This is a genomic window from Burkholderia sp. Ac-20365, from assembly GCF_017104715.1.
In the GTDB taxonomy this organism is placed as follows: domain Bacteria; phylum Pseudomonadota; class Gammaproteobacteria; order Burkholderiales; family Burkholderiaceae; genus Paraburkholderia.
In genome coordinates, this window is the sequence record NZ_JAAGPI010000002.1 from 481,543 (window position 1) to 505,095 (window position 23,553).

A 23,553-nucleotide genomic window follows, 5' to 3' on the forward strand; every position below is an offset into this window, starting at 1 on the left:
TTAAAATGACCAAGCAATTGCAGGACGCATACATCGTCGCCGCGAGCCGCACACCGATCGGCAAGGCGCCGCGCGGCATGTTCAGGAACACGCGCCCGGACGAACTGCTGGTGCACGCGATCAAGTCGGCGGTGGCACAGGTGCCCGGCCTCGATACCTCGTTGATCGAAGACGCGATCGTCGGCTGCGCGATTCCTGAAGCGGAGCAGGGTTTGAACGTAGCGCGTATGGGCGCGCTGCTTGCTGGCCTGCCGAATACGGTTGGCGGCGTGACGGTGAACCGCTTTTGCGCATCGGGCGTGACCGCGCTGGCGATGGCGGCGGACCGGATTCGCGTCGGCGAATCGGACGTGCTGATCGCGGGCGGTTGTGAATCGATGAGCATGGTGCCGATGATGGGCAACAAGCCGTCGCTGTCGCCGCATATCTTTGATCGCAATGAAGATGTCGGTATTGCCTACGGCATGGGTCTGACGGCGGAAAAGGTAGCGGAGCGCTGGAAGGTGAGCCGTGAGCAGCAGGACCAGTTCTCGGTCGAATCGCATCGCAAGGCGGTTGCTGCGCAACAGGCGGGCGAATTCAACGACGAAATCGCCGCGTACACGATTACCGAGCGCTTCCCCGATCTCGCGACGGGCGAAGTGAAGGTGAAGACGCGTGAGGTGTCGCTGGACGAAGGTCCGCGTGGCGATACGTCGATGGAAGGGCTGGCTAAGCTGCGTACGGTGTTCGCGAACAAGGGTTCGGTGACGGCGGGCAACAGCTCGCAGACGTCGGACGGCGCGGGCGCATTGATCGTGGTGTCGGAGAAGATTCTGAAGCAGTTCAATCTGACGCCGCTGGCACGTTTCGTCAGCTTTGCAGTGCGTGGTGTGCCGCCTGAAATTATGGGCATTGGGCCCAAAGAGGCGATTCCTGCGGCGCTGAAGGCCGCGGGCTTGAAGCAGGATGATATCGACTGGATCGAGTTGAATGAGGCTTTTGCTGCGCAGGCTTTGGCGGTGATTGGCGATCTTGGGCTGGATGTTTCCAAGGTCAATCCGATGGGCGGGGCTATTGCGTTGGGGCATCCGCTTGGAGCTACCGGGGCGATTCGTGCTGCGACTGTTGTGCATGGGCTGCGCCGCCGGAATCTCAAGTACGGGATGGTCACGATGTGTGTTGGCACGGGCATGGGGGCTGCTGGGATTATTGAGCGGCTTTGATGTTGGTGCTGGTGCTGGCGGGCCGCTCGGGGTTTATGGAGCGGTTCGCTTTCGCTTTCGCTGGCATCCGCGTTTTGTTATTGGTGCTTCAAGCGTTGCCCCTGTGCGGGGCGGCACTTACTTTCTTTGCCGCCGCAAAGAAAGTAAGCAAAGAAAGCGGGCTAACACCGCCAGCCTTTGTTGTTGCCTGAGGGCACTCACCGGTTCTTATCCTTCGCACGGTAACTTCTCAATCACCGCCCGTTGCCATCGCTTCGGCTAGACGCCTCACCCGCTTCAAGCCCTCATAGCGCAGCCAGCGGCAGCGAATGGTTGCAGCCGCCCAGGTGGCAAACTGTGTGTAGGTCGTAGTGCTTCGCACGTCGGCGCTCTTACGACACCGACCTTGCTTTTCAGTCCGGAGTGAAGCGCGTACGCCGCGACAGCCTACACACAGTTTGCCGCTATAGAACGTGGGCGATTTGATCGCGCTAGCGGCGACGTGGGAGTGTGAAGCGGGTGAGGCGCGGATTCAGGGAGTTGGCAACGGGCAGTGAATGGCAGGTTGCCGTTTGAAGTGGAGGACCCGTTGGGGGCCCTCAGGCGGAAACAAGGATTGGCGGTGTTCAGCGGCTTTCTTTGCTTACTTTCTTTGCCGCGGCAAAGAAAGTAAGTGCCGCCCCGCACAGGGGCAACGCTTGAAGTGGGCAAAACACATCGCGGATGCGACCACAAACCCAAGCAAAAGACGCGAACAGCAGAAGCAAAGAAAACCTGGAGGAACGACAAATGGACATCGAAACAACCCGCACTCACGACGTGCTGACCATCGCCTTCAACCGCCCGGAACGGAAAAACGCAATCACTGCGGCGATGTACCAGACGATGGCCGACGCGCTGACAGAAGCGCAACAAGACCCCGCCACGCGGGCGATCCACATCCGTGGAAGTGCAGCAATCTTCAGCGCCGGCAACGACCTGGAAGACTTCATGAAGCAGCCGCCCGTCAGCGAAGACGCGCCTGTGTTCCAGTTCCTGCGCGCAATCAGCTCGGCGGAAAAACCGATCGTGGCATCGGTAGCGGGCGCAGCCGTCGGCATAGGCACCACGCTGCTGCTGCATTGCGACCTCGTCTACGCAGCAGACACCGCAACCTTCTCGCTGCCATTCTCGCAACTCGGACTCTGCCCTGAAGCCGCATCGTCGCTGCTGCTGCAACGCGTCGCCGGCTATCAGTCGGCTGCCGAAAAGCTGATGCTCGGCGAAGCCTTCGATGCAAAAGAAGCGCAGCGGATGGGCTTCGTGAACCGTCTGCTGCCCGCGGCCGAAGTCGACGCGTTCGCGCTTCAGCAGGCGCAGAAGCTCGCCGCTCTGCCCGCATCGTCGCTGCGCATCACCAAGCAACTGATGAAGCGCGCCGCACAGCACGAAATCCAGACGCAAATGACCGACGAAGCCGTGCACTTCGCGAAGATGCTGCTCGCGCCCGAAGCAAAAGAAGCGTTCAAGGCCTTCTTCGAAAAACGCAAGCCCGACTTCCGTCAATTCAGCTAGGCGCGAAAAGCGAAGCGGGCGTCAAACGGTGTCGTAATCGACGTAGCCTGCTTCGCGACAAAAACTCACCAGCCGCACGCCCGCTTCACGCGCAATCGTGATCGCCAGCGACGACGGCGCCGAGATCGTCGCCACCATCGGAATGTCGACGCGCGCGGCCTTGCGCACCAGCTCGTAGCTCGCGCGGCTCGACAGAAAGACAAACCCTTCGCGCGTATCGACGCGATCCAGCGAGAGCCGGCCAATCAGCTTGTCGAGCGCGTTGTGACGGCCGACATCCTCGAACGCGTAGCGGATCGCACCCGTCGCGTCGCACCACGCGGCGGCGTGCAGGCCGCCCGTCATCTTCGTCAACGCCTGGTGCGCGGGCAGTTCCTTCGCGGCGCGGGCGATCGCGTCGGGCGCGAGGCGCTGCAAAAAGCCCGTGTCCGGCACGCGCTCCGGCGTCAGATCGAGCAGGTCGATGCTCTCGATCCCGCACACGCCGCAACCCGTGCGCCCCGACAGCGCGCGGCGCTTTTCCTTCAGCGCGGCGAACGCCTGCTGCACGACGGTCAGTTGCACTTCCGCATGCGGCAATTTGCCGTCGCGAAACTCGACCTCGATGTCCTGAATGTGCGCGCCACGCTCGACAATCCCTTCCGAAATCGCAAAGCCCACCGCGAATTCTTCGAGATCGCGCGGCGTGCACATCATCACCGCGTGCGAAATGCCGTTGAAGACGAGCGCGACGGGCCACTCCTGACCAACATGATCGGCAACGCTTTCGACCGCGCCGCCACGATGCCGGCGCACCGCCTGCTCGACGATGCCAGGCTGTTCGCCCGTATCCAGTTCGTTCACCTGCTTCACTCCTGCGCAAAAAGCCGCGACCCGGCCTGATGCCGCCGCGTCGCCAATATGGTTCTAAAATACCTCAGACCGGCACAGCGCGTTGGCCACCGAATAAGAGGAATCTGCCATGGGACTCAATGATGCGCCCCTGCTGTTCAATTTCGAGGTCGAATCTTCGGAGAATCTGAAGTTCATTCCGATGGTCGTCCGATTCAATCTCGACCGTTTTGGGCTGCGGATTTCGCTCGAACAATGGCAGATGCTGCCGCACGAAGACCGCGTGCTGCTGGCGCGTTTCCCCGCCGACGACGACACCGCGATCGAGCCGAACTTCGATCACGCCCTGTTCGAGATGATGCGCACGCACGCGAACATCGAGCCCGAATGGTTCACGCCCGAGGATAACCCGGCATGGCGTGACACTGCAGTCGTGCCGGATGGCGTGCTGCATCAGGCGCAACTCGCCAGTCTCGCGGCGCCGGGCGCGGCGCAGTGGGCGCAACTCCAGCCGTTCCAGCGTTATGTGCTTGCCAAACTGTCGCGCAAGAGCACGAGTAACCACGATTTCGTGCCAGCCATGAAGGAATTCGGCCTCGCCGGTTGAATCTGGCGCAAGATTTTTCGCGTTTACCCTCAATCTTTTCCGAACGCTGCCGTAATCCAAAGGTTGGCGCGTAAAGCGCTGCGCCCGGCTGCGCGTCGTTTGCTGCGTGGTCCGTGCGCGCCGCCTGTGACTGGCTTCTCCGCGCGCCCCCGCCTGCAGGATCGAACGACGTTCGGAACCTATGATCTCTTTTCTATCGAAGCGGCTGCTGATCAATCTGGCGGTCGTCGTTGCGGCTGTCGGCGCGAACGCCTTCGTCGCGTACACGCAGATTTGCGGACAGCGCGACGCCGACGCGCGTACGGTCCGTTCGACGGCCATCCGCCAGAATCTGGAAGCCTATCGCGCGACGCTCGAAGACGGCCTGGGCGTGCTCGGGCGCTACGAATCGTCCGCCGAGCCGGCGCCTGCGGGCGCTGCGGCTGCCATGTCCGCGTCGCTCGCGCAGATCGACAGGTCATTGCACGAGCAGCTGGCGCACCAGCCGAAGGTCGCGGAGGCGCTCGCGCAACTCACATCCGACGGTTCTCGCCTCGAACAGGACATTGCGCTGGCGCTCGCCAAAACCACCGCGCCCGAGCAGGACGGCTCGCGCGCTTGGGCGGCGCAGACCTACACGCGTCTGGGCATGGAAGTCGACGGGCTCGAAGCGCGCATGGACCTGTTGCGCACCCAGGAGGACCTCGCGCTGAAGGCTGCGCTCGACGCGTCGATGCGCGATTCGCGTTACGCGATGCTGTTCCTCATCGTGACGATGCTCGCGGGCAGCGCGCTGCTGATTTACACCTTCGGCGCGCGTGAAAACGTCGCGCGCGAAAAGCTGCGCATCGCAAAGGCGCTGCACCGGCATGACGAGCGCTTTCGCGGGCTGTTCGAGCAGCATCCCGTGCCGATGTACATCTTCGACCGCGACACGCTGCGTTTTCTGGCCGTGAACGCGGCGGCCGTCCAGCAGTATGGCTACTCGGAATCCGAATTCCTCGCGATGACGGTGCGCGCGATCCGCCCGCATGCCGAAGTCGCGCGGCTCGAATCGCACTTGCAGCGCAGCGACGTGACGCCGGGTGGGCCGCGCACGATGGCGGGCATCTGGCATCACCGCCGCAAGGATGGTTCGCAGATCAGCGCCGACATCTCGTATCACGCGATGAGCTTCATGGGCCGCCCCGCGCTGTTCGTGCTTGCCGACGACGTCACCGAGCAGATCAACGCCGAAGCCGAAGCGCAGCGTTCCAACCAGATGCTGGAAACGGTGATCGACAACATCCCGCAGCGCATCTTCTGGAAGGACAAGGAACTGCGCTATCTGGGCTGCAACATGGCGTTCGCGCGCGACGCGGGCCTCGCGTATCCGGAACAGGTGATCGGCAAGCGCGACGAGGACATGCCGTGGCGCGCCTTCGCCGAGGAACTCAGCGGCCAGGATACCGAGGTGATGGCGTCGGGCGTACCGAAGATGAACTACGAAACCGACATGGTGATCGACGGCGTGCATCGGACGACGGTGACGAGCAAGCTGCCGTTCACCGACAGCGATGGCCGCGTGATCGGCGTGCTCGGCTCGTACACCGACATCACCGAGCGCAAGCGCGCGGACCTCGCGCTGCGCCTGCAAAGCCGCGCGCTCGACGCGAGCGTCAACGCGATTCTGATTACGGCGCCTTCGAAGGAGGGCAATCTGATCGAGTACGTGAACCCCGCGTTCAAGCGCATCACGGGCTACGATCCGCAGGAAGTGATCGGTCAGGATTGCCGGCTGTTGCAGCGCAACGACCGCGATCAGGAAGGCATCGCCGCGATCAGGCAGGCGCTATCGGCGAATCGCGAGGTGAGCGCCGTGCTGCGCAACTATCGCAAGGACGGCGCGCTGTTCTGGAATCAGCTGTATATCGCGCCCGTGCCGGATGCCGAAGGACAGACCACGCACCACATCGCCGTCATCAACGACGTGACGGCGCTGATCCGCTATCAGGAGCAGCTCGAATATCAGGCGAATTACGACAGCCTCACGCGTCTGCCCAACCGCAATCTGCTGCGCGACCGCCTGCAACATGCGCTGATCGTCGCGCAGCGGCACCACAACGGCGTCGCAGTCGTGTTCATCGATCTCGACGGCTTCAAGAACGTCAACGACAGTCTGGGACATAGCGTCGGCGACCGGCTGCTGTCGGTGGTCGCGGACCGGCTCGCGCGTTGCGCGCGGGCGAGCGACACCGTCGCGCGTCATGGCGGCGACGAGTTCGTGATCGTGATGACGGATACCGTCGACGAGCAGTCGCTGATCGCGTGGATGGAGCGCGTGCGCGCGTCGATCTCGGAGCCGGTGTGGCTCGACGGCACGGAGCTGTACGTGGGCTGCAGCATGGGCGCGAGCCTGTTCCCGCAAGACGGGGACGACGCCGAGACGCTGATGCAGAAGGCCGATCTCGCGATGTATCGCGCGAAGGACATGGGCCGCAACACGTTCCAGTTCTATCAGCCGGAGATGAACGTATCGGCGGGCGCGCGCCTGAATCTGGAGCGGCGTTTGCGCCGCGCGCTGCGCGACAACGAATTCCTGCTGCACTATCAGCCGCAGGTCGATATCGAAACGGGGCAAGTGGTCGGCATGGAAGCGCTGGTGCGTTGGCGCGATCCCGAAGTCGGCTTGATTCCGCCTTCGCAGTTCATTCCCGTTGCAGAGGAAAGCGGGCTGATCGGGCCGCTGTCGGAATGGGTGCTGCGCGAAGCGTGCCGGCAGAACAAGGCGTGGCAGGACGAAGGCTTGCCGCCTGCGCGCGTGTCGGTGAATCTGTCGGCGCGGCAGTTCCAGCAGCGCGATATCGCCAAGCTCGTGATGCAGGTGCTCGAAGAGACCGGGCTCGACCCGCAATATCTCGAACTCGAACTGACCGAGAGCACCATCATGCGCAACGCGGAAGAGGCCGTGTCGATGCTCAACGAACTGCACGCGCTTGGCATCGGCCTTGCGATCGACGACTTCGGCACTGGCTATTCGAGCCTGAGCTATCTGAAGCGTTTCCCGGTCGATCGCCTGAAGATCGACAGGTCGTTCGTGTCGGATATTGGCGAATCATCGGACGACGAGACGATCACGTCGGCGATCATCGCGCTTGCGCACTCGTTGAATCTGCAGGTGATTGCGGAAGGCGTGGAGACGTCGACGCAGCTCGACTTTCTCAAGGAGCGTGCGTGCGACGAAATGCAGGGCTATTTCTTCGCGAAGCCGATGCCGCACGACGCGATTCCCGGCATGTTGCAGCGGAGCGCGGAGAGCGCGGCGCTGGTTGCGGCGGACGCCTGAACTTCAGGCGTTCGGGCAGACGTTGAAGGCCGCGCCTGCCATGGGCGCGACGTAATTGCTTACTCGAGTTCCGGCAATGCGCGAGGACGGCGGTCGCTGTCCGTCGCGACATAGGTGAGCGTGGCTTCCGTGACCTTCACGGTTTCTTCCGACAGGCTCATGCGCTGCGCGTAGACCTCGACGGAGACGGTCACCGATGTGTTGCCCGTCTTCACGATATCCGCGTAAAAGCTCAGCAGATCGCCGACGAACACCGGTTGCTTGAACACGAACGAATTGACTGCGATGGTCGCGACGCGGCCATTTGCGCGGCGGCTCGCGGGTATCGAGCCGGCGATGTCGACTTGCGCCATGATCCAGCCGCCGAACACGTCGCCGTGGACGTTCGCGTCCGACGGTTGCGGGACGACGCGCAATGCGCATGATTTCTGCGGAAGTTGGGGGTTCTCGGTCATCGGGGCATCCATGAATTCAATTGCGCCGACCGGGGCGGCTTGCACGACGACATGACCGGGAGAACCAGAGTCAGCGCGGCGAAAGCGGCGCCAGCCGGCTTCTGCGACAATATTGGCAGATCAGGAATTGTACGGGAAAGCGCAGGCTGGAACTTAATGCCGGCCTGCTGCGTTCGCGACGTTGGCTCCATCGGTTGGCACCATCGGTTGGCCCCGTCAACTGGACGCGCCCGCCCGTCACATTCCCCCCGAGTCACGCGTCAAGCGTGCAGGCTTTCCCCACAACAGAACCATGCGTCGATCTTCCTCTTCGACGGAGCTGTCGCCGATTTCGAACCAGCCGCGCAACGACTGGCAGACCATCGTCTCGCTGCTCCCTTACCTCGCGACTTACAAATGGCGCGTCGCGTTCGCGCTCAGTTGCCTGATCGGCGCGAAGGTCGCCAATCTCGGCGTGCCGATCGTGATGAAGCGCATCGTCGACAGTCTGGCGTCGGTGCAGCATCTGACGGCGCTGGGCCGCTCGACGGATGCGCCAGGTATCGTGCTGCTTGGCGGCGTCGGGCTGCTGGTGGTCGCGTATGCGGTGGTGCGGCTGTCCACGTCGCTTTTCACCGAGCTGCGCGAAATTCTGTTTTCGAAGGTCACGGAAAGCGCGGTGCGTCAGCTTGCGCTGAAAGTGTTCCGTCATCTGCATGCATTGTCCCTGCGATTTCATCTGGAGCGGCAGACGGGCGGCATGTCGCGCGATATCGAACGCGGCACGCGCGGCATCACGCAACTGATCTCGTACTCGCTGTACAGCATTCTGCCGACACTGGTTGAAGTCGGACTCGTGCTGGGTTTCTTTGTCGTCAAATACGAGGCGTACTACGCGATCGTCACGTTTATCGCGCTGGCCGCGTACATCACGTACACAGTGAAAGTGACCGAGTGGCGCACGCATTTCCGTCGCACGATGAACGAGCTCGATTCGAACGCGAACTCGCGCGCGATCGATTCGCTGCTGAACTACGAGACGGTCAAGTACTTCAACAACGAAGAGTGGGAAGCGCGGCGCTACGACGAAAACCTGAAGCGTTATCGCGCGGCGGCAATCAAGTCGCAAAACTCGCTGTCGGCGTTGAACTTCGGACAGCAGGCGATCATCGGCACGGGGCTCGTGTTTATTTTGTGGCGCGCGACGCAGGGCGTGATGGCGGGGCGGCTCACGCTCGGCGATCTGGTGTTGATCAATACGTTCATGCTGCAGCTTTATATTCCGCTGAATTTTCTTGGCGTCGTGTATCGCGAGCTGAAGCAGAGTCTCACCGACATGGACCGCATGTTCACGCTGCTGGGCGCGGCCCGCGAAGTGCCTGATGCGCCCGATGCACCGGCTCTCGTCGTGCAGGGCGCGCAGGTCAGCTTCGACCATGTGAACTTTGCGTACGAGCCATCGCGGCCGATCCTGCATGACGTGAGCTTCACGATTGCCGCGGGCACGACGACGGCGGTGGTGGGTCACAGCGGTTCAGGCAAATCGACGCTCGCGCGGCTGCTGTTTCGTTTTTACGATCTGGACCGGGCGACGGGCGGCGCGATACGCATCGACGGGCAGGATATTCGCGATGTGACGCAGGATTCGCTGCGGGCGTCGATTGGCATCGTGCCGCAGGATACCGTGCTGTTCAACGATACGATCTATTACAACATTGCTTATGGCCGGCCGTCGGCGACACGCGATGAGGTGATCGCGGCGGCGCGAGCGGCGCATATTCATGAGTTCATCGAAAGTTTGCCGAAGGGGTACGAGACGCCTGTCGGCGAGCGTGGATTGAAGTTATCGGGTGGAGAGAAGCAGCGCGTGGCGATTGCGCGGACCTTGCTGAAGAATCCGCCCGTGCTGTTGTTCGACGAGGCGACTTCAGCGCTTGATTCTCGCTCTGAGAGAGCTATTCAGCATGAGCTGGATCAGATCGCGCGTGAGCGGACGACTTTGATTATTGCCCATCGGCTTTCGACTGTTGTTCATGCGGAGCAGATTATCGTGATGGATAAGGGGCGCATCTGCGAGCGTGGGACTTTTGGGGAGCTTCTAGCCGCCGGCGGATTGTTCGCGCAGATGTGGGCTCTTCAGCAGGAGAGGGCTGCGCATGCCGAAGAGGTTGCAGGGGACGATTGAGATTTTTGTCGCTGACAGTCGTTATGTTTTGACTCTGCGCTGGCATCCGTGAGTTTCGTTTTCGCTGGCATCCGCGATGTGTTATTGGTTTGCCTGGGTTGCCCCTGTGCGGGGCGGCACCTACTTTTCTTTGCCGCGGCAAAGAAAAGTAGGCAAAAGAAAGCCGCTGAACACCGCTAGTTCTTGTTCCTGCCTGAGGGCCCCCAACGGGTCCTCTCCTTCATGCGGCGTCGCTCTTCTCGATACCCGCTGCCAACGCTTCGAATTGGCTCATCACCCGCTTCACACACGCGCGTCGCCGCTGGCGCGATCAAATCGCTCACGTTCTATAGCGGCAAACTGTGTGTCGGCTTTCGCACCGCATGCGCTTTACTTTGGACTGAAAAGCACGATCGGTGTCGTAGGAGCGCTGAGGTGTGAGGCACTACGACCTACACACAGTTTGCCACCTGGGCGGCGGTGACCGTTCGCTGCCGCTGGCGGTGCTACGGGTGATTGGAGCGGGTGAGGCGCTTAGCCGAAGCGTTGGCAACGGGCGTCGACTGAGAAGTTAGCGTTTGAAGCGAGGGAACCGTTGGGGGCCCTCAGGCGGTGGTCAAGAATTGGCGGTGTTAGCCCGCTTTCTTTGCTTACTTTCTTTGCGGCGGCAAAGAAAGTAAGTGCCGCCCCGCACAGGGGCAACGCTTGAAGCACGAAGGCACATCGCGGATGCCAGCGAAAACCCAAACCGACCCACTACAAACCCCTACCCCCGCTGCGCCTTCAAAACCCTATCAAGCGCCTCGAGTTGAGCAGGCGTCCCAACGTTCTCCCAAAGCCCATCATAAAGCTCACCCGTAACACGCCCGAGCGAAATAGCCTCGCGATAGTAGGGCGTGAGAGCACGCCGAGTCCCAGCCGCGAGATCGCGAAACATACGAGTGTCATACACGCCGATACTGCCAAACGTATAACGAGGTGCACCATCGAGCGACAGCACACCGTCATCCGCGAGAACAAAATCCCCGCGAGGATGAAATGAAGGATTAGGCACCATCACAAGATGCATCCCAGGTTCATCGGCCAAAGCCAGCCGCGCAGCGTGCCCCCGCAGCAAAGCGTAATCGAAGTCGGCATACACATCACCAGCAACACCGACGAACACTTCCGGCTCGCCCGCGTCCTCGAGCAACGGCAACGCCTGAGCAATCCCGCCAGCGGTTTCAAGCGCTTCACCTTCCGCGGAGTAGCGCAACGAAACCCCAAACCGCGAACCATCGCCAAGCGTCTCTTCGATCTGCGCGCCCAGCCACGCATGATTGATCACGATCGTGGAAAAACCCGCACTCGCGAGCCGCTCGATCTGCCACTCGATCAGCGGCTTGCCGCCCACCTTCAATAAAGGCTTCGGACACGTGTCCGTCAAAGGCCGCATCCGGTCGCCGCGCCCGGCAGCGAAGATCATTGCTTTGTTCAAGTGCGTCACCCGTCAGAACGTGTAGCCAACATCGACCGCGCGGCCTTCGAGCTCATCGAGCAGCTTCGCGAACGGCGCGAGCGGCCGGTAGCGCTCCGACACCTTGCGCGCATAACCGATGAAACGCGGCAGATCCGCCATGTAATGCGGCTTGCTGTCGCGATAGTTGATCCGGCAGAACAGACCCAGCACCTTGATGTGCCGCTGCAAACCCATCCATTCGATCTGCCGGTAGAACTCGCCGAAGTCGGCATCGACGGGCAGGCCCGCTTTTTTCGCCTGTTCCCAGTAGTAGACGAAGCAGTCGATCTCGAACTCCTCGTCCCAGCCGATGAACGCATCCCGCAGCAGCGACGCGACGTCGTACGTGATCGGCCCGTACACCGCGTCCTGGAAGTCGAGCACGCCAGGGTTCGGGCTCGCGATCATCAGATTGCGCGGCATGAAATCGCGCAGCATGAAAACCTGCGGCTGCGCCCGCGCGCTCGCCACCAGCAGGGCGAACGTGCGGTCGAGCACGCCGCGCGTCTTCTCATCCACCTCGCGCCCGAGATGCCGGCCGATGAACCATTCCGGCATCAGTTCCATTTCCCGCCGCAGGAACGCTTCGTCGAAAGCCGGCAACACGTCTTCGCGCGACGCGAGCTGCCAGCGGATCAGCGCATCGAGCGCGTCGCGCATCAGCTTGCGGGCGTCGGCAGGGCTGCTTTCCTTCAGCGTCGCCAGATACGACTGCGTGCCGAGATCGGTGACGAGCATCAGGCCCGCGTCCAGATCCACTTCGAGCACGCGCGGCACATGCACGCCCGCGTCGGCCAGCAAATCCGCCACCTGCACGAATTCACGGCATTTCTCGGGCGGCGGCGCATCGACGGCGATCACCGTCGCGCCGGCGGCCGCCAGCTCCGCGCCGCTGCCCGCGAGGCGGAAATAGCGGCGAAAGCTGGCATCGGCGGAAGCGGGTTTCAGGGTGGCGACGTCCAGACCGTAACGGTCGGCGTGGGTTTGCAGCCAGGCGGAGAGGAGCGCGAGCCGGGCGTCCGGCGTCGAAGAAGCTGGTGTAAGGGAAGAAGCGGGGGAATGCGTCATGAAATACCGGCGACAAAATCGGGGTGGGCAACGTCTTGCCATATAATACCCCACGACTTTTTTGACGCGACTCGCGTCAGTTCTCGCGCATCTCGTTGGATCGCCCGCCTTACCGCTGCATGAATCGTCAATAGTTGTGCATTCAATACCCGATTGCACAGGCGGCAACTCGTGACTGATGAACCGGGTGGATGAACTGACCGCAGGGCCGATACGCCAAACGATACATGCCGCCTAGACAGCTTTTCCCAACCACTCCCTCCTCTGGCGCACTGCCGCGCAGAAGGCGGCTCGCAGCGGCGCTGGTCGCCGTGCCGGGTCTGCTGCCCGCGCTGTCGCACGCGCAGCTGGCGGGGGAGGCGGCGCAGGCGCAGCCGATAGACGCGCCGTGGGGCCTGCGGCTGGCCCCACAACTCGAAGAACATCCGATACCCAACGGCCAGAGCCCCGCCACTTTCGTGCTGGGCGACTCGACGACAGGCACGGCCGACCAGGACATCGCCGCCAAAGGTTCGGCGGAAGTCCGCCGCGGCACCTCGTCGCTCAAGGCCGACGCGCTTCATTACGATCAGGATACGGACATGGCCGATGCGTACGGCAATGTCCATCTGTCGGGCAACGGCGCCACGTTCGTGGGCCCCGAAGCGCACATGAAGATCGAGTCGAGCGAAGGCTTCATGACCACGCCCAAGTACCACTTCACGGTGACGGGCGGCTCGGGCAGCGCGGAGCGCGTCGATCTGCTCGACAACGAGCGCTCGGTGTTCACGCGCGGCACGTATACCGCGTGTCAGTGCTCGGAAGACCCGGCGTGGTACATCAAGGGCAGCGAGTTCGATTTCGACACGGGCGCCGACGACGGCGTCGCGCACAACGGCGTGCTGTTCTTCCAGGGCGTGCCTGTGTTCGCGAGCCCGTGGCTGTCGTTCCCGCTGTCGGGCGCGCGGCGCAGCGGCTTGCTGCCGCCCACGGCGTCGCTCAGCTCGACCAATGGTTTCGAGCTGTCGCTGCCGTATTACTTCAACATCGCGCCGAACCGCGATCTGATGTTGACGCCGCGCATTCTGTCCAAGCGCGGCGTGCAGTTGCAGGCGAACTTCCGTTATCTGTCGCCAACGTACAGCGGCTCGATCACGGGTGAATATCTGCCCGACGACAAGATCACGCACACGAACCGCTACGCGTTGTACATCCAGCACAGCCAGAACTTCGGTTCGGGTTTCGGCGGATACATCTACTACAACAAGGTCTCGGACAACACGTATCCGGAAGACCTGTCGTCGTCGACGAACCAGTTCCTGAACGGCACGCAGCTGCTGTACCAGCAGGAAGCGGGTCTCACGTACAACAACGGTCCGTGGTCCGTGCTCGCGCGCGAGCAGCACTGGCAGACGCTGACGCCGTCCACCGCCCCGTACGGCCGCGAGCCGCAGTTGAACGTGAAGTACGCGAAGTACAACGTCGGCGGCTTCGACTTCGGCGCGGAAGCGGACTACTCGCGCTTTCGCATCACGACGGCGGACGCGACGGAAGGCGATCGCGTCGTCTTCAATCCGTACCTGTCGTACTCCGTCGTCGGTCCGGGTTACTTCGTCACGCCGAAGGTGCAATGGCACTTCGCGTCGTACGACCTGAGCAACATCGGCACGGGTGCGCCCGCGAACCAGCCGAAGAATTTTACGGAGTCGGTGCCGACCTTTACGTTCGACACGGGCCTGGTCTTCGACCGCTCGGTGCGCCTGTTCGGGCAGGACTTCATCCAGACGCTCGAACCGCGTCTGTACTACGTCTACACGCCGTATCGGAACCAGAGCTTCGCGCCGCTGTTCGACACGGCCGAATCGGACTTCGGCCTCGCGGAAATCTTCACGCCGAATACGTTCGTCGGTAACGACCGCATCGCCGATGCGAACCGTCTGACGGCCGCCATCACGACGCGTTTCCTGAACCCGGCGACGGGCGACGAGCGCGCGCGCTTCGTGATCGCGCAGCAATACTATTTCCGCGATCAGCGCGTCACGCTGGACCAGACGGCGCAGGCTTCGGAACAGGCGACACACTCGGACCTGATTCTCGGCGCGTCGCTGAAGCTCGGGGCCGGTTTCGCGTCGGAAACGGCGTTCCAATATAATGCGGACAACAATCAGCTGGTGAAAACCAGTGTCGGCTTCGGGTACAGCCCGGAATCCGGCAAGGTCATCAACCTCGGATACCGTTACACGCGCGCCAACACGACGCTCGACAACCAGCCGATCAACCAGTTGCTGATCTCGGGCCAATGGCCGCTGATGCACCGGGTGTTCGGCGTCGGCCGCATCAACTATGACCTGAAGGGACATCGCGCCGTCGATGCCCTCCTCGGCGTGCAATACGACGCGGATTGCTGGACGCTTGGCGTCGGTTTCCAGCGCTATGCAAACGGGATCAACTCGACGGGCAGCCAGACGGCCGGCACGCGGGTGCTGGCGCAGCTGACGTTCAAGGGCCTGTCGAGCGTCGACAACGGCCTGATGAACGCGTTCCGCGCGAGCGTGGCGGGCTATCAGCCGCCGCCGCCGCCGCCGCCGCCCGAGTCGCAGTTCAACAACTACGAATGACGGGGTCGACCATGACGGGGTTATGCATGACAGACCTGTGCTGCGTCGTTCGCGCAACGGAAAAGACGGGCCGAGCGTGCCCGACATCACTGGAGTATCTGTGGCAATCATGAAAAAGCTTCGCCTGGCAACGTTCGCGACCGGCTTCGCTGCGGCCGCTTCCATTCTTCTGGCCGCCTCCGCGCACGCACAGGCACTGGGCGGCGACAGCAATGCCCAGACGGTCGACACGATCGCGGCGGTCGTCAACAACGGCGTCATCACGCAGCGCGAACTGGACATGCGCGTCGGCCTCATCACGAAGCGGCTGAACCAGCAGCACGCGCCGATTCCGCCCGCTGACCAGCTGCGCCAGCAGGTGCTCAACCAGATGGTGCTGGAGCGCATCCAGCTGCAGAAGGCGCGCGAAGACGGCATCAACGTCGACGACGCGCAGGTTCAGCGCACGCTCGAGCGTCTCGCGCAAGCCAACAACATGACGCTCGAGATGTACCGCGCGCGCATCGAGGCGCAAGGCGTGCCCTGGACCACCTTCACGGGCGACGCGAAGACGGAGCTGATCCTGTCGCGTCTGCGCGAGAAGGAAGTGGACAGCAAGGTGACCGTGTCGGACGCGGAAGTGGCGAACTACATTGCGAGCCAGCGCGGGCCGACGGCCGGTCTGACGAGCGATCTGCACATGGAACACATTTTCCTGAAGGCGCCGCTCAACGCATCGCAGACGGACATCGAGGCGGCTCAGGCGAAGGCGAATTCGCTGCTGCAGGAAGCGCTGAAGGGCGGCAACTTCGAGAAGCTCGCGAAGGCCAACTCGCAGGCGCCGGATGCGTCGAAGGGTGGCGACATGGGCTTCCAGTCGCCGTCGAAGCTGCCTGCTGAGTTCGCGACGGCGGCGTCGACGCTGCGTCCGGGCCAGGTCAATCCGAGCGTGATCCGCACCAGTGACGGCTTCGAGATCGTGCGTCTGGTCGAGCGCCGTTCGGGCCAGGGCGCGACCTCTGCTGACTCCACCAAGCTCACGCAGACACACGTGCGCCACATTCTGCTGCGTGTCGGCGATGGTCTGTCGGAACCGCAGGCGCGCCAGAAGCTGCTGGAAATTCGCCACGACATCGAAACGGGCCAGGGCGACTTCGACAAGTTCGCGCGCACCTATTCGCAGGACGGCTCGGCGTCGCAAGGCGGCGATCTCGGCTGGATCAGCCCGGGCGAAACGGTGCCGGAATTCGAGCGTGCGATGAACGCGCTGCAGGACAACCAGATCAGCCAGCCGGTGCGAAGCGAGTACGGCTACCACCTGATCCAGGTGCTCGGCCGCCGCGAAGCGGAAGGCTCGGTTTCGCAGCAGATGGATCTGGCACGCCAGGCGATCGGCCAGCGCAAGGCAGAACAGGCGTATGCCGACTGGCTGCGTGAACTGCGCGATACTGCGTATGTCGATTACAAGGCGGCCCCCATCACAGGCACGTCCACGCAATAACTCTGGAACCGTCATGACCGCTGCCCAGCCCTCGAACGCACCGCTGAACATCGCGATCACCACGGGCGAGCCGGCTGGCGTCGGTCCTGAACTGACGGCACAGGCGCTCGCCGCGGCGGGCGCGCACTGGCCCGATGCGCACTTCACGGTGCTCGCCGACAGCGGTCTGATGGCCGAGCGGGCAAAAGCGGTCGGGATCGACTGGGCGGCGCAACAGGGCCGCCGCATCGTCACGCAGCATCAAGCGCTCGGCGCGCCGGCGCAGGCCGGCAAGCTCGACGCGAAAAATGGCCCGTATGTGCTTGGCCTGCTCGACACGGCCATCGACGGCGCGGTTGCCGGCACGTTCGACGCCATCGTCACGGCGCCGCTGCAAAAGAGCACGATCAACGACGCGGGCGTCCCGTTCACCGGCCACACCGAATACCTGGCTGAGCGCACCAATACGCCGCGGGTCGTGATGATGCTGGCGGGCACGGGCGCACGGCCGTTGCGCGTCGCGCTCGCTACTACGCATCTGCCGTTGAAGGACGTATCGGCGGCATTGAGCATCGACGGACTGGTTGACACGCTGCGCATCATCGATCACGACCTTCGGCATCACTTTGGTCTGCCTGCGCCGCGCATTCTCGTCACCGGCCTGAATCCGCATGCGGGCGAAAATGGCTATCTCGGCCGCGAAGAAATCGATGTCATCTCGCCGGCGCTGCAACGCGCGAACGAGCAGGGCATCGACGCGCGCGGTCCGTATCCCGCTGATACGCTTTTCCAGCCGCGCTATCTGAACGAAGCCGATTGCGTGCTCGCGATGTTCCACGATCAGGGCTTGCCCGTTCTGAAATATGCGACCTTCGGCGAAGGCATCAACGTGACGCTGGGCTTGCCGATCATCCGTACGTCGGTCGATCACGGCACGGCGCTCGATCTCGCCGGCACAGGCCGCGCGGATGCGGGCAGCCTGATCGCCGCGATCGACACCGCAGTTTCCATGGCGCGCAACCGTCGCGCCGCCTGACTTATTTTGTAGCTTCTTTCGATGTCCAATAGTTCAAGCAGACAGCACCAGGGCCATTTCGCGCGCAAGCGCTTCGGACAGAATTTTCTGGTCGACCTGGGCATTATCGATTCGATTGTCGACGTGATCCGTCCGCAACGCGGCGAGCGCATGGTCGAAATCGGGCCGGGGCTGGGCGCGCTGACCGAACCGCTGATCGAGCGTCTCGCGACGCCCGAATCGCCGCTGCACGCCGTCGAGCTTGACCGTGACCTGATCGGACGTCTGAAAAAGAAGTTCGGCGATCTGCTCGAACTGCATGAAGGCGATGCGCTCGCATTCGACTTCGGTTCGCTCGCAGTGGAGGGCGACAAGCCGACGCTGCGTATCGTCGGCAATCTGCCGTACAACATCTCGAGCCCGCTGCTGTTTCATCTCGCCATGTTCGCCGAGCGCGTGATCGATCAGCATTTCATGCTGCAGAACGAAGTGGTCGAGCGCATGGTCGCGGAGCCGGGCAGCAAGGCGTTCAGCCGGCTGTCGGTGATGCTGCAGTATCGCTATGTGATCGACAAGCTGCTCGACGTGCCACCCGAATCGTTCCAGCCGCCGCCGAAGGTCGATTCCGCGATCGTTCGCATGATTCCGTACGCGAAGCACGAGTTGCCGTCGGTCGATGAAACGACGCTCGGTGAAGTCGTCACGGCCGCGTTCTCGCAGCGTCGCAAGATGCTGCGCAATACCTTGTCTGCGTACCGCGATACCATCGATTTCGACGCGCTCGGCTTCGATCTGCAACGCCGTGCGGAAGATGTGCCGGTCGCAGAATATGTGGCCGTCGCTCAGGCCGTGTCCGCAGCCTCGGGCAAATAGCCGACACAGCAACGAGAAAATTCCAGACAGCAACTCGTTGCCATCGCATAGATCAGTGTAGACAGCCCGCAACATGCGGGCTTTCTTTTATCTTCCTGACTCTTCATACAGATTAATCTTACGCTTGCTTGCGCCAGCCTATCCGCGCGCCGGTGACGCCGCACCGCTTTAAGACATTCCCACGCACTTACGCATGCAGGATGAATCAGGAGACGGTATGACGAAGGTGAGCAAGAGGCTGCAGTTCTGCGCGTGGGCCGCGCTTTCGCCCGTATTGATGGGCACGACGGCGCATGCGCAATCGAGCGTCACCTTGTACGGCATCGCCGACGAAAGCATTCGCTACATGACGCATGCGAACCGGAACGGCGATTCGGTCGTGGGCCTCGGCAACGGTGGCATGTCGGAGAGCCGTTGGGGCTTGCGCGGCGTCGAGGATCTGGGCGGCGGCTGGTCGACCTTCTTCAAGATCGAAAACCGGATCTATATCAACAGCGGACAGAGCGACCCGACGCTGCCGTTTTTCAACGAGGCGCAAGTTGGCGTGCAGTCGACGTCGTACGGCAAGCTGATTTTTGGGCGCATGCCGAATGTGCTGATCGAAGGCATCACGATTGGCGGTTATGGCAGCAACCCCTGGATTCCGTACGATTTCAGCTTCCAGCCGGAAGTGACGATGTCGGGCGGCATCTGGACGAGTAATCAGGTGCAGTATCAGGCGCGCGCGCATGATGTGCTGCTGTCGGTCGCTTATGCATTTGGTGGCGTCGCGGGGCACACATCGTATGGTTCGCAGTTCGGCGCGGCGATGGCGTATGCGCCGAGTGGCGGGCCCGTGAGCGCGGGCGGGGCATATGAAGAGTCGCGCGATTCTGTCAACGGCAGCACGGCGAAAGCGTGGACGTTCGGCGCGTCGTACACATGGAATCAGACGCGCTTTGCGGTCGGCTACATCGTCAATCAGAACGACGCGGGCTTTTCGAACTTCGCGAACGGGCCATTCACGGCGCCCGTGCTGGCAGCGCTGAAGTACACGGATTTTTCACGACGCCGGATGATACTGGGCGGCATCACGCAGCAGGTGGGCGCGGCCTGGCATTTTGCGGCGAACGTATGGCGGACTTTGCAGGATGGCAAGACGTCGGCGCAGGACGGTTCTGCGTGGCAGTACCAACTGGTTGCCGACTATAGTTTGTCGAAGCGCACGGACGTTTATGTGGAAGGCGATTACGCGATATATCGCGGCGATCTGATTGGCGCACAATTGCAGGGCGTCAACGGTGTTGGCCTCGCTCAGAAGGGCACGCAGATCGGTTTGATGGCCGGCGTGCGGCATCTTTTCTAGGGGCTTGCCGACACGGAAGGCGCAGGGACGATGGACGATGCGACGAGGTCGCGCTCAGCGGGCACGCGGCTTTTTCGTTACAGTTACGTCCTCGACATTGACAGGCCACATGGGAGTACATAATGCGCCTTCTCCACACTATGCTTCGAGTCGGCAATCTCGACCGCTCGATCAAGTTCTACACCGAATTGCTCGGCATGAAAGTGCTGCGTCGCAATGACTATCCTGAAGGCAAGTTCACGCTCGCGTTCGTTGGCTACGACGACGAGAAGGACGGCACCGTGCTTGAGCTGACGCACAATTGGGATACAGAGTCGTATGACATGGGGAATGCGTTTGGTCACCTCGCCGTTGAGGTGGATGATGCGTATGCCGCATGCGCGAAGATCAAGGAGCAAGGTGGCACTGTTGTGCGTGAGGCTGGGCCTATGAAGCACGGTACGACTGTTATCGCGTTTGTTACTGACCCTGACGGGTATAAGATCGAATTCATTCAGAAGAAGTCTTGAGGTAGCTGCGCTTTTTGTCTGCGACGATGGGGTGGTTTGCTATTGATGTCGCTGGCATCCGCGATTTGTTATTGGTTTGCCTGGGTTGCCCCTGTGCGGGGCGGCACCTACTTTTCTTTGCCGCGGCAAAGAAAAGTAGGCAAAAGAAAGCCGCTGAACACCGCTAGTTCTTGTTCCTGCCTGAGGGCCCCCACAGGTTCTTATCCTTCACGCGGCATCGTTCTTCTTGATGCCCGCTGCCAACGCTTCGAATTGGCTCATCACCCGCTCCTCGCTCCCGCGTCGCGACATGCGCGATCGCATCGCCCATGTTCCATAGCGGCAAACTGTGTGTAGGCTGTCGCGGCGTACACGCATCACTCCGGACTGGAAAACACGATCGGTGTCGTAGGAGCGCTGAGATGTGAAGCACTACGACCTACACACAGTTTGCCACCTGGGCGGCCGTAATCATTCGCTGCCGCCGGCGGGTGTACGGGTGTTTGAAGTGGGTGAGGCGCCTAGCCGAAGCGTTGGCAACGGGCAGCGACTGGCAGAACGCCGTATGAAGCGGAGGACCCGTTGGGGGCCCTCAGGCGGTGGTCAAGAACGGGCGGTGTTAGCCCGCTTTCTTTGCTTACTTTCTTTGCGGCGGCAAAGAAAGTAAGTGCCGCCCCGCACAGGGGCAACGCATGAAGTACCGGTAACAAAACGCGGATGCCAGCGCAAACCCTAGCAAACCCCGCAAACCCCGCAAACCCCGCAAACCCCGCAAACCCCGCAAACCCCGCAAACCCCGCAAACCCCGCAAACCCCGCAAACCCCGCAAACCCCGCAAACCCCGCAAACCCCAACACCTCTCAAAGCGTCGGCAACAACTCCGGCGGATGATGCTTCAACGTCTGCCGCGCCTCGCGAAACTCAGGAAATATCGACTCAACAGTCTGCCAGAAGCGAGGACTATGATTCATCTCACGCAAATGCGCGAGCTCATGCGCCACGACATAGTCGATGATAGAAAGCGGAAAATGAATCAACCGCCAGTTGAGTCGAATCTTGCCATCACTGGAACAGCTACCCCACCGCGTAGCGGCAGAAGACAACCCATACGCGCGATACGTCACCCCGAGTTTCTCGGCATACACATCGAGGCGTTCACCGAAAATCCGCTTCGCCTCGCTTTGCAACCAGCCCTGCACACGATCCTTGATCTGCTGAGGATCAGCCTGCGCCGGCAACGGCAAAGCAAGCACATGCGACGCGACATCGTAAGCAAGCAACCCATTTGCAGCCGCTAACGACACCCGCACAGTCTGCCCAAGATAAGGCACTTCAGCCCCATCTTTCCAGTCCACACGCGGCATCACGCGCTGCTCAGTCCGCGTTTGCCATTCAGTGAGCTTCGTGAAAATCCAGCGCTGTTTCTCGGCAATTGCCGTTTCGATATCGGCGAGCGTGACCCAACGCGGTGCAGTGATCGTCAGCCCTGTGCTATCGATCGCGAAACCGATCGAGCGCCGCGATGAACGCTTAAGCGCGTAACGCAGCGTGCGCGCGCCGAGCGTGACGCTGCGCAGCTTCGAGCCATCGGGAGCAAGGGGAGCGGCGGGCTTGGGTTGCGGCGGCGCGGCCGTTTTGCCCGGCTCGTCGAAGAGCGGCAGATCGAGTTGCCGGCTATCGAGCGCCGCAGCAGGCTGCGGCTTGGAAGACTTCTGCATCGGACTCACTTCGCGCTGATACGCTGTAACGCGCACAGGTGAGCGTTACAGCGTGGCGCGTCAGATACGGGCGGCGGCGGGCGTGTTCTGCTCGTCGCCATAAGCGGCTGGATCGATGCGTCGCATCTCGGCTTCGATCCACGTTTCGACGCGCGTGTTCACTTCGTCGGGCGTGAGCCCGGTGGTGTCGATCGGTTTGCCGATCGACACTGTGACTATACCCGGATATTTCATGAACGAGTTGCGCGGCCACACGCGTCCTGCATTGTGCGCGATGGGCACGACCACTGCCCCCGTCGCGACCGCGAAGCGCGCGCCACCCGTTTTGTACTTGCCCTGCTTGCCCGTCGGCGTGCGCGTGCCTTCCGGGAACATGATCACCCACGCGCCTTCGGACATGCGTCGCGCGCCCTGGCGCGTGACCGACGCAAACGCGTTCTTGCCTTCCTTGCGGTCGATGTGAATCATCTTCAGCATGCCGAGCGCCCAGCCGAAGAACGGCACGTACAGCAGCTCGCGCTTGAACACGTAGCACAGCGGCCGCGGCATCAGCGCGGGAAACGCGAGCGTCTCCCACGCGGACTGATGCTTCGACAGCAGCACCGCGGGTCCGTTCGGCAGATTATCCATGCCGCGAATTTCGTAGCGGATGCCGTTCAGCCAGCGCACGACGGTGAGCGTCGTGCGGCACCAGCCAACTGCCATCCAGTAGCGATTGTCGGCGCGCATGAACGGAAACGCGAGGAAGCATGCGGTCGCGTAGGGAATCGTGAAGACCGCAAAAAAGATCAGCAGCAACAGCGAACGGATGAAGCGCATCGGTGTGGTCAGTGGGTGAGGGCGCTCAGGCGCGCGTCATTCTTGTTCTTCGGCGAGAAAGTCGAGGGCGAACGCGCGCAGATCAGCATGCACGCGCGTGCCTTCGGGCAGTCCGCCTGCTTCGAGCGTCTTCTTGCCTTTGCCCGTCAGCACCAGATGCGGGATGAAGCCAAGCGCGGCGCCCGCTTGCAGATCGCGCAGCGAATCGCCCACGACCGGCGTGTCTTCCGGATCGATCTCGAAGCGCTCAGCGATCATCTTCAGCATGCCGGGCTTCGGCTTGCGGCATTCGCAGTGGTCATCGGCTGTGTGCGGGCAGAAGAACACGGCATCGATACGCGCGCCGACGGCAGCCGCCGCGCGATGCATTTTCAGATGCATCGCGTTGAGCGCGTCCATATCGAACAGCCCGCGGCCGATGCCCGACTGATTCGTCGCAATCGCCACGCGATAGCCGGCCTGATTGAGCCGCGCGATCGCTTCGAGACTGCCGGGCAGCGCGATCCACTCGTCGGGCGATTTGATGTATGCATCCGAGTCGACGTTGATCACGCCGTCACGGTCGAGCACCACCAGTTTCTTTTGTGTCGGCATG

Annotated in this window: 19 protein-coding genes; 12 read left to right on the forward strand and 7 right to left on the reverse strand. The window is 62.1% G+C overall.

Annotated elements, in window-relative coordinates; translation table 11 throughout:
• The first annotated feature begins 5 nt into the window (after positions 1-5).
• From G3O01_RS05510 to G3O01_RS05520, 3 genes are all read left to right on the forward strand, one after another.
• Positions 6-1,205: an acetyl-CoA C-acyltransferase gene (locus G3O01_RS05510; RefSeq protein ID WP_205803511.1), complete on the forward strand. Its 1,200-nt coding sequence runs from the start codon at positions 6-8 to the stop codon at positions 1,203-1,205.
• The gene (locus G3O01_RS05515) at positions 1,205-1,396 is read left to right on the forward strand and encodes a hypothetical protein (protein ID WP_205803512.1); all 192 of its coding nucleotides are present in this window, start codon (positions 1,205-1,207) and stop codon (positions 1,394-1,396) included. The genes G3O01_RS05510 and G3O01_RS05515 overlap by 1 nt, the downstream gene beginning before the upstream one ends.
• A gap of 577 nt (positions 1,397-1,973) precedes the next feature.
• Positions 1,974-2,738 (forward strand): enoyl-CoA hydratase, encoded by a 765-nt coding sequence (locus tag G3O01_RS05520; protein WP_205803513.1) that lies wholly within the window; start codon positions 1,974-1,976, stop codon positions 2,736-2,738.
• Between the two features lie 21 nt (positions 2,739-2,759).
• On the opposite strand, the gene fdhD is transcribed toward G3O01_RS05520, so the two are convergent.
• The gene (fdhD, locus tag G3O01_RS05525; RefSeq protein ID WP_205803514.1) at positions 2,760-3,581 is read right to left on the reverse strand and encodes a formate dehydrogenase accessory sulfurtransferase FdhD; all 822 of its coding nucleotides are present in this window, start codon (positions 3,579-3,581) and stop codon (positions 2,760-2,762) included.
• Positions 3,582-3,699: 118 nt separating this feature from the next.
• Here fdhD and G3O01_RS05530 point away from each other — a divergent pair, with 118 nt between their 5' ends.
• Both G3O01_RS05530 and G3O01_RS05535 read left to right on the forward strand, forming a co-directional pair.
• On the forward strand, positions 3,700-4,176 hold the full coding sequence (locus tag G3O01_RS05530) for a nitrate reductase associated protein (protein ID WP_205803515.1): 477 nt from the start codon (positions 3,700-3,702) through the stop codon (positions 4,174-4,176).
• A gap of 181 nt (positions 4,177-4,357) precedes the next feature.
• Positions 4,358-7,480: an EAL domain-containing protein gene (locus tag G3O01_RS05535; protein ID WP_205803516.1), complete on the forward strand. Its 3,123-nt coding sequence runs from the start codon at positions 4,358-4,360 to the stop codon at positions 7,478-7,480.
• 59 nt (positions 7,481-7,539) lie between these two features.
• On the opposite strand, the gene G3O01_RS05540 is transcribed toward G3O01_RS05535, so the two are convergent.
• On the reverse strand, positions 7,540-7,935 hold the full coding sequence (locus G3O01_RS05540; protein WP_205803517.1) for an acyl-CoA thioesterase: 396 nt from the start codon (positions 7,933-7,935) through the stop codon (positions 7,540-7,542).
• Positions 7,936-8,227: 292 nt separating this feature from the next.
• Here G3O01_RS05540 and G3O01_RS05545 point away from each other — a divergent pair, with 292 nt between their 5' ends.
• Positions 8,228-10,099 (forward strand): ABC transporter ATP-binding protein/permease, encoded by a 1,872-nt coding sequence (locus tag G3O01_RS05545; protein ID WP_205803518.1) that lies wholly within the window; start codon positions 8,228-8,230, stop codon positions 10,097-10,099.
• Positions 10,100-10,844: 745 nt separating this feature from the next.
• Here the strand turns inward: G3O01_RS05545 and murU are convergent.
• A complete protein-coding gene (murU, locus tag G3O01_RS05550) occupies positions 10,845-11,564 on the reverse strand; it encodes an N-acetylmuramate alpha-1-phosphate uridylyltransferase MurU (RefSeq protein ID WP_205803519.1) in 720 nt (239 codons plus the stop codon).
• A gap of 3 nt (positions 11,565-11,567) precedes the next feature.
• Positions 11,568-12,644, reverse strand: a complete 1,077-nt coding sequence (locus G3O01_RS05555) for a phosphotransferase (RefSeq protein ID WP_205803520.1) — start codon at positions 12,642-12,644, stop codon at positions 11,568-11,570.
• 227 nt (positions 12,645-12,871) lie between these two features.
• On the opposite strand from G3O01_RS05555, the gene G3O01_RS05560 reads away from it, so the two are divergent.
• The 6 genes from G3O01_RS05560 (at position 12,872) to gloA (ending at position 20,442) form a co-directional block, all read left to right on the forward strand.
• Entirely contained in the window at positions 12,872-15,241 is a 2,370-nt protein-coding gene (locus G3O01_RS05560) for an LPS-assembly protein LptD (protein ID WP_205803521.1), read from the forward strand.
• Between the two features lie 100 nt (positions 15,242-15,341).
• Positions 15,342-16,721, forward strand: a complete 1,380-nt coding sequence (locus tag G3O01_RS05565) for a peptidylprolyl isomerase (RefSeq protein ID WP_205803522.1) — start codon at positions 15,342-15,344, stop codon at positions 16,719-16,721.
• Positions 16,722-16,734: 13 nt separating this feature from the next.
• On the forward strand, positions 16,735-17,736 hold the full coding sequence (gene pdxA / locus G3O01_RS05570) for a 4-hydroxythreonine-4-phosphate dehydrogenase PdxA (RefSeq protein WP_205803523.1): 1,002 nt from the start codon (positions 16,735-16,737) through the stop codon (positions 17,734-17,736).
• A 21-nt stretch (positions 17,737-17,757) separates the two neighbouring features.
• On the forward strand, positions 17,758-18,588 hold the full coding sequence (gene rsmA, locus G3O01_RS05575) for a 16S rRNA (adenine(1518)-N(6)/adenine(1519)-N(6))-dimethyltransferase RsmA (RefSeq protein WP_205803524.1): 831 nt from the start codon (positions 17,758-17,760) through the stop codon (positions 18,586-18,588).
• A 217-nt stretch (positions 18,589-18,805) separates the two neighbouring features.
• Positions 18,806-19,933, forward strand: coding sequence for a porin (locus G3O01_RS05580; RefSeq protein ID WP_205803525.1), 1,128 nt, complete (start codon positions 18,806-18,808; stop codon positions 19,931-19,933).
• A 122-nt stretch (positions 19,934-20,055) separates the two neighbouring features.
• Positions 20,056-20,442, forward strand: coding sequence for a lactoylglutathione lyase (gene gloA / locus G3O01_RS05585; protein WP_205803526.1), 387 nt, complete (start codon positions 20,056-20,058; stop codon positions 20,440-20,442).
• Between the two features lie 839 nt (positions 20,443-21,281).
• Here gloA and G3O01_RS05595 read toward each other — a convergent pair.
• Genes G3O01_RS05595 through gmhB form a run of 3 tightly spaced genes read right to left on the reverse strand, consistent with a single transcriptional unit; the run spans position 21,282 to position 23,552 of the window.
• Positions 21,282-22,139: a SprT family zinc-dependent metalloprotease gene (locus G3O01_RS05595; RefSeq protein ID WP_205803528.1), complete on the reverse strand. Its 858-nt coding sequence runs from the start codon at positions 22,137-22,139 to the stop codon at positions 21,282-21,284.
• A 60-nt stretch (positions 22,140-22,199) separates the two neighbouring features.
• On the reverse strand, positions 22,200-22,958 hold the full coding sequence (locus G3O01_RS05600; protein ID WP_205803529.1) for a lysophospholipid acyltransferase family protein: 759 nt from the start codon (positions 22,956-22,958) through the stop codon (positions 22,200-22,202).
• A gap of 36 nt (positions 22,959-22,994) precedes the next feature.
• On the reverse strand, positions 22,995-23,552 hold the full coding sequence (gene gmhB / locus G3O01_RS05605) for a D-glycero-beta-D-manno-heptose 1,7-bisphosphate 7-phosphatase (protein ID WP_205803530.1): 558 nt from the start codon (positions 23,550-23,552) through the stop codon (positions 22,995-22,997).
• Position 23,553 lies beyond the last annotated feature (1 nt).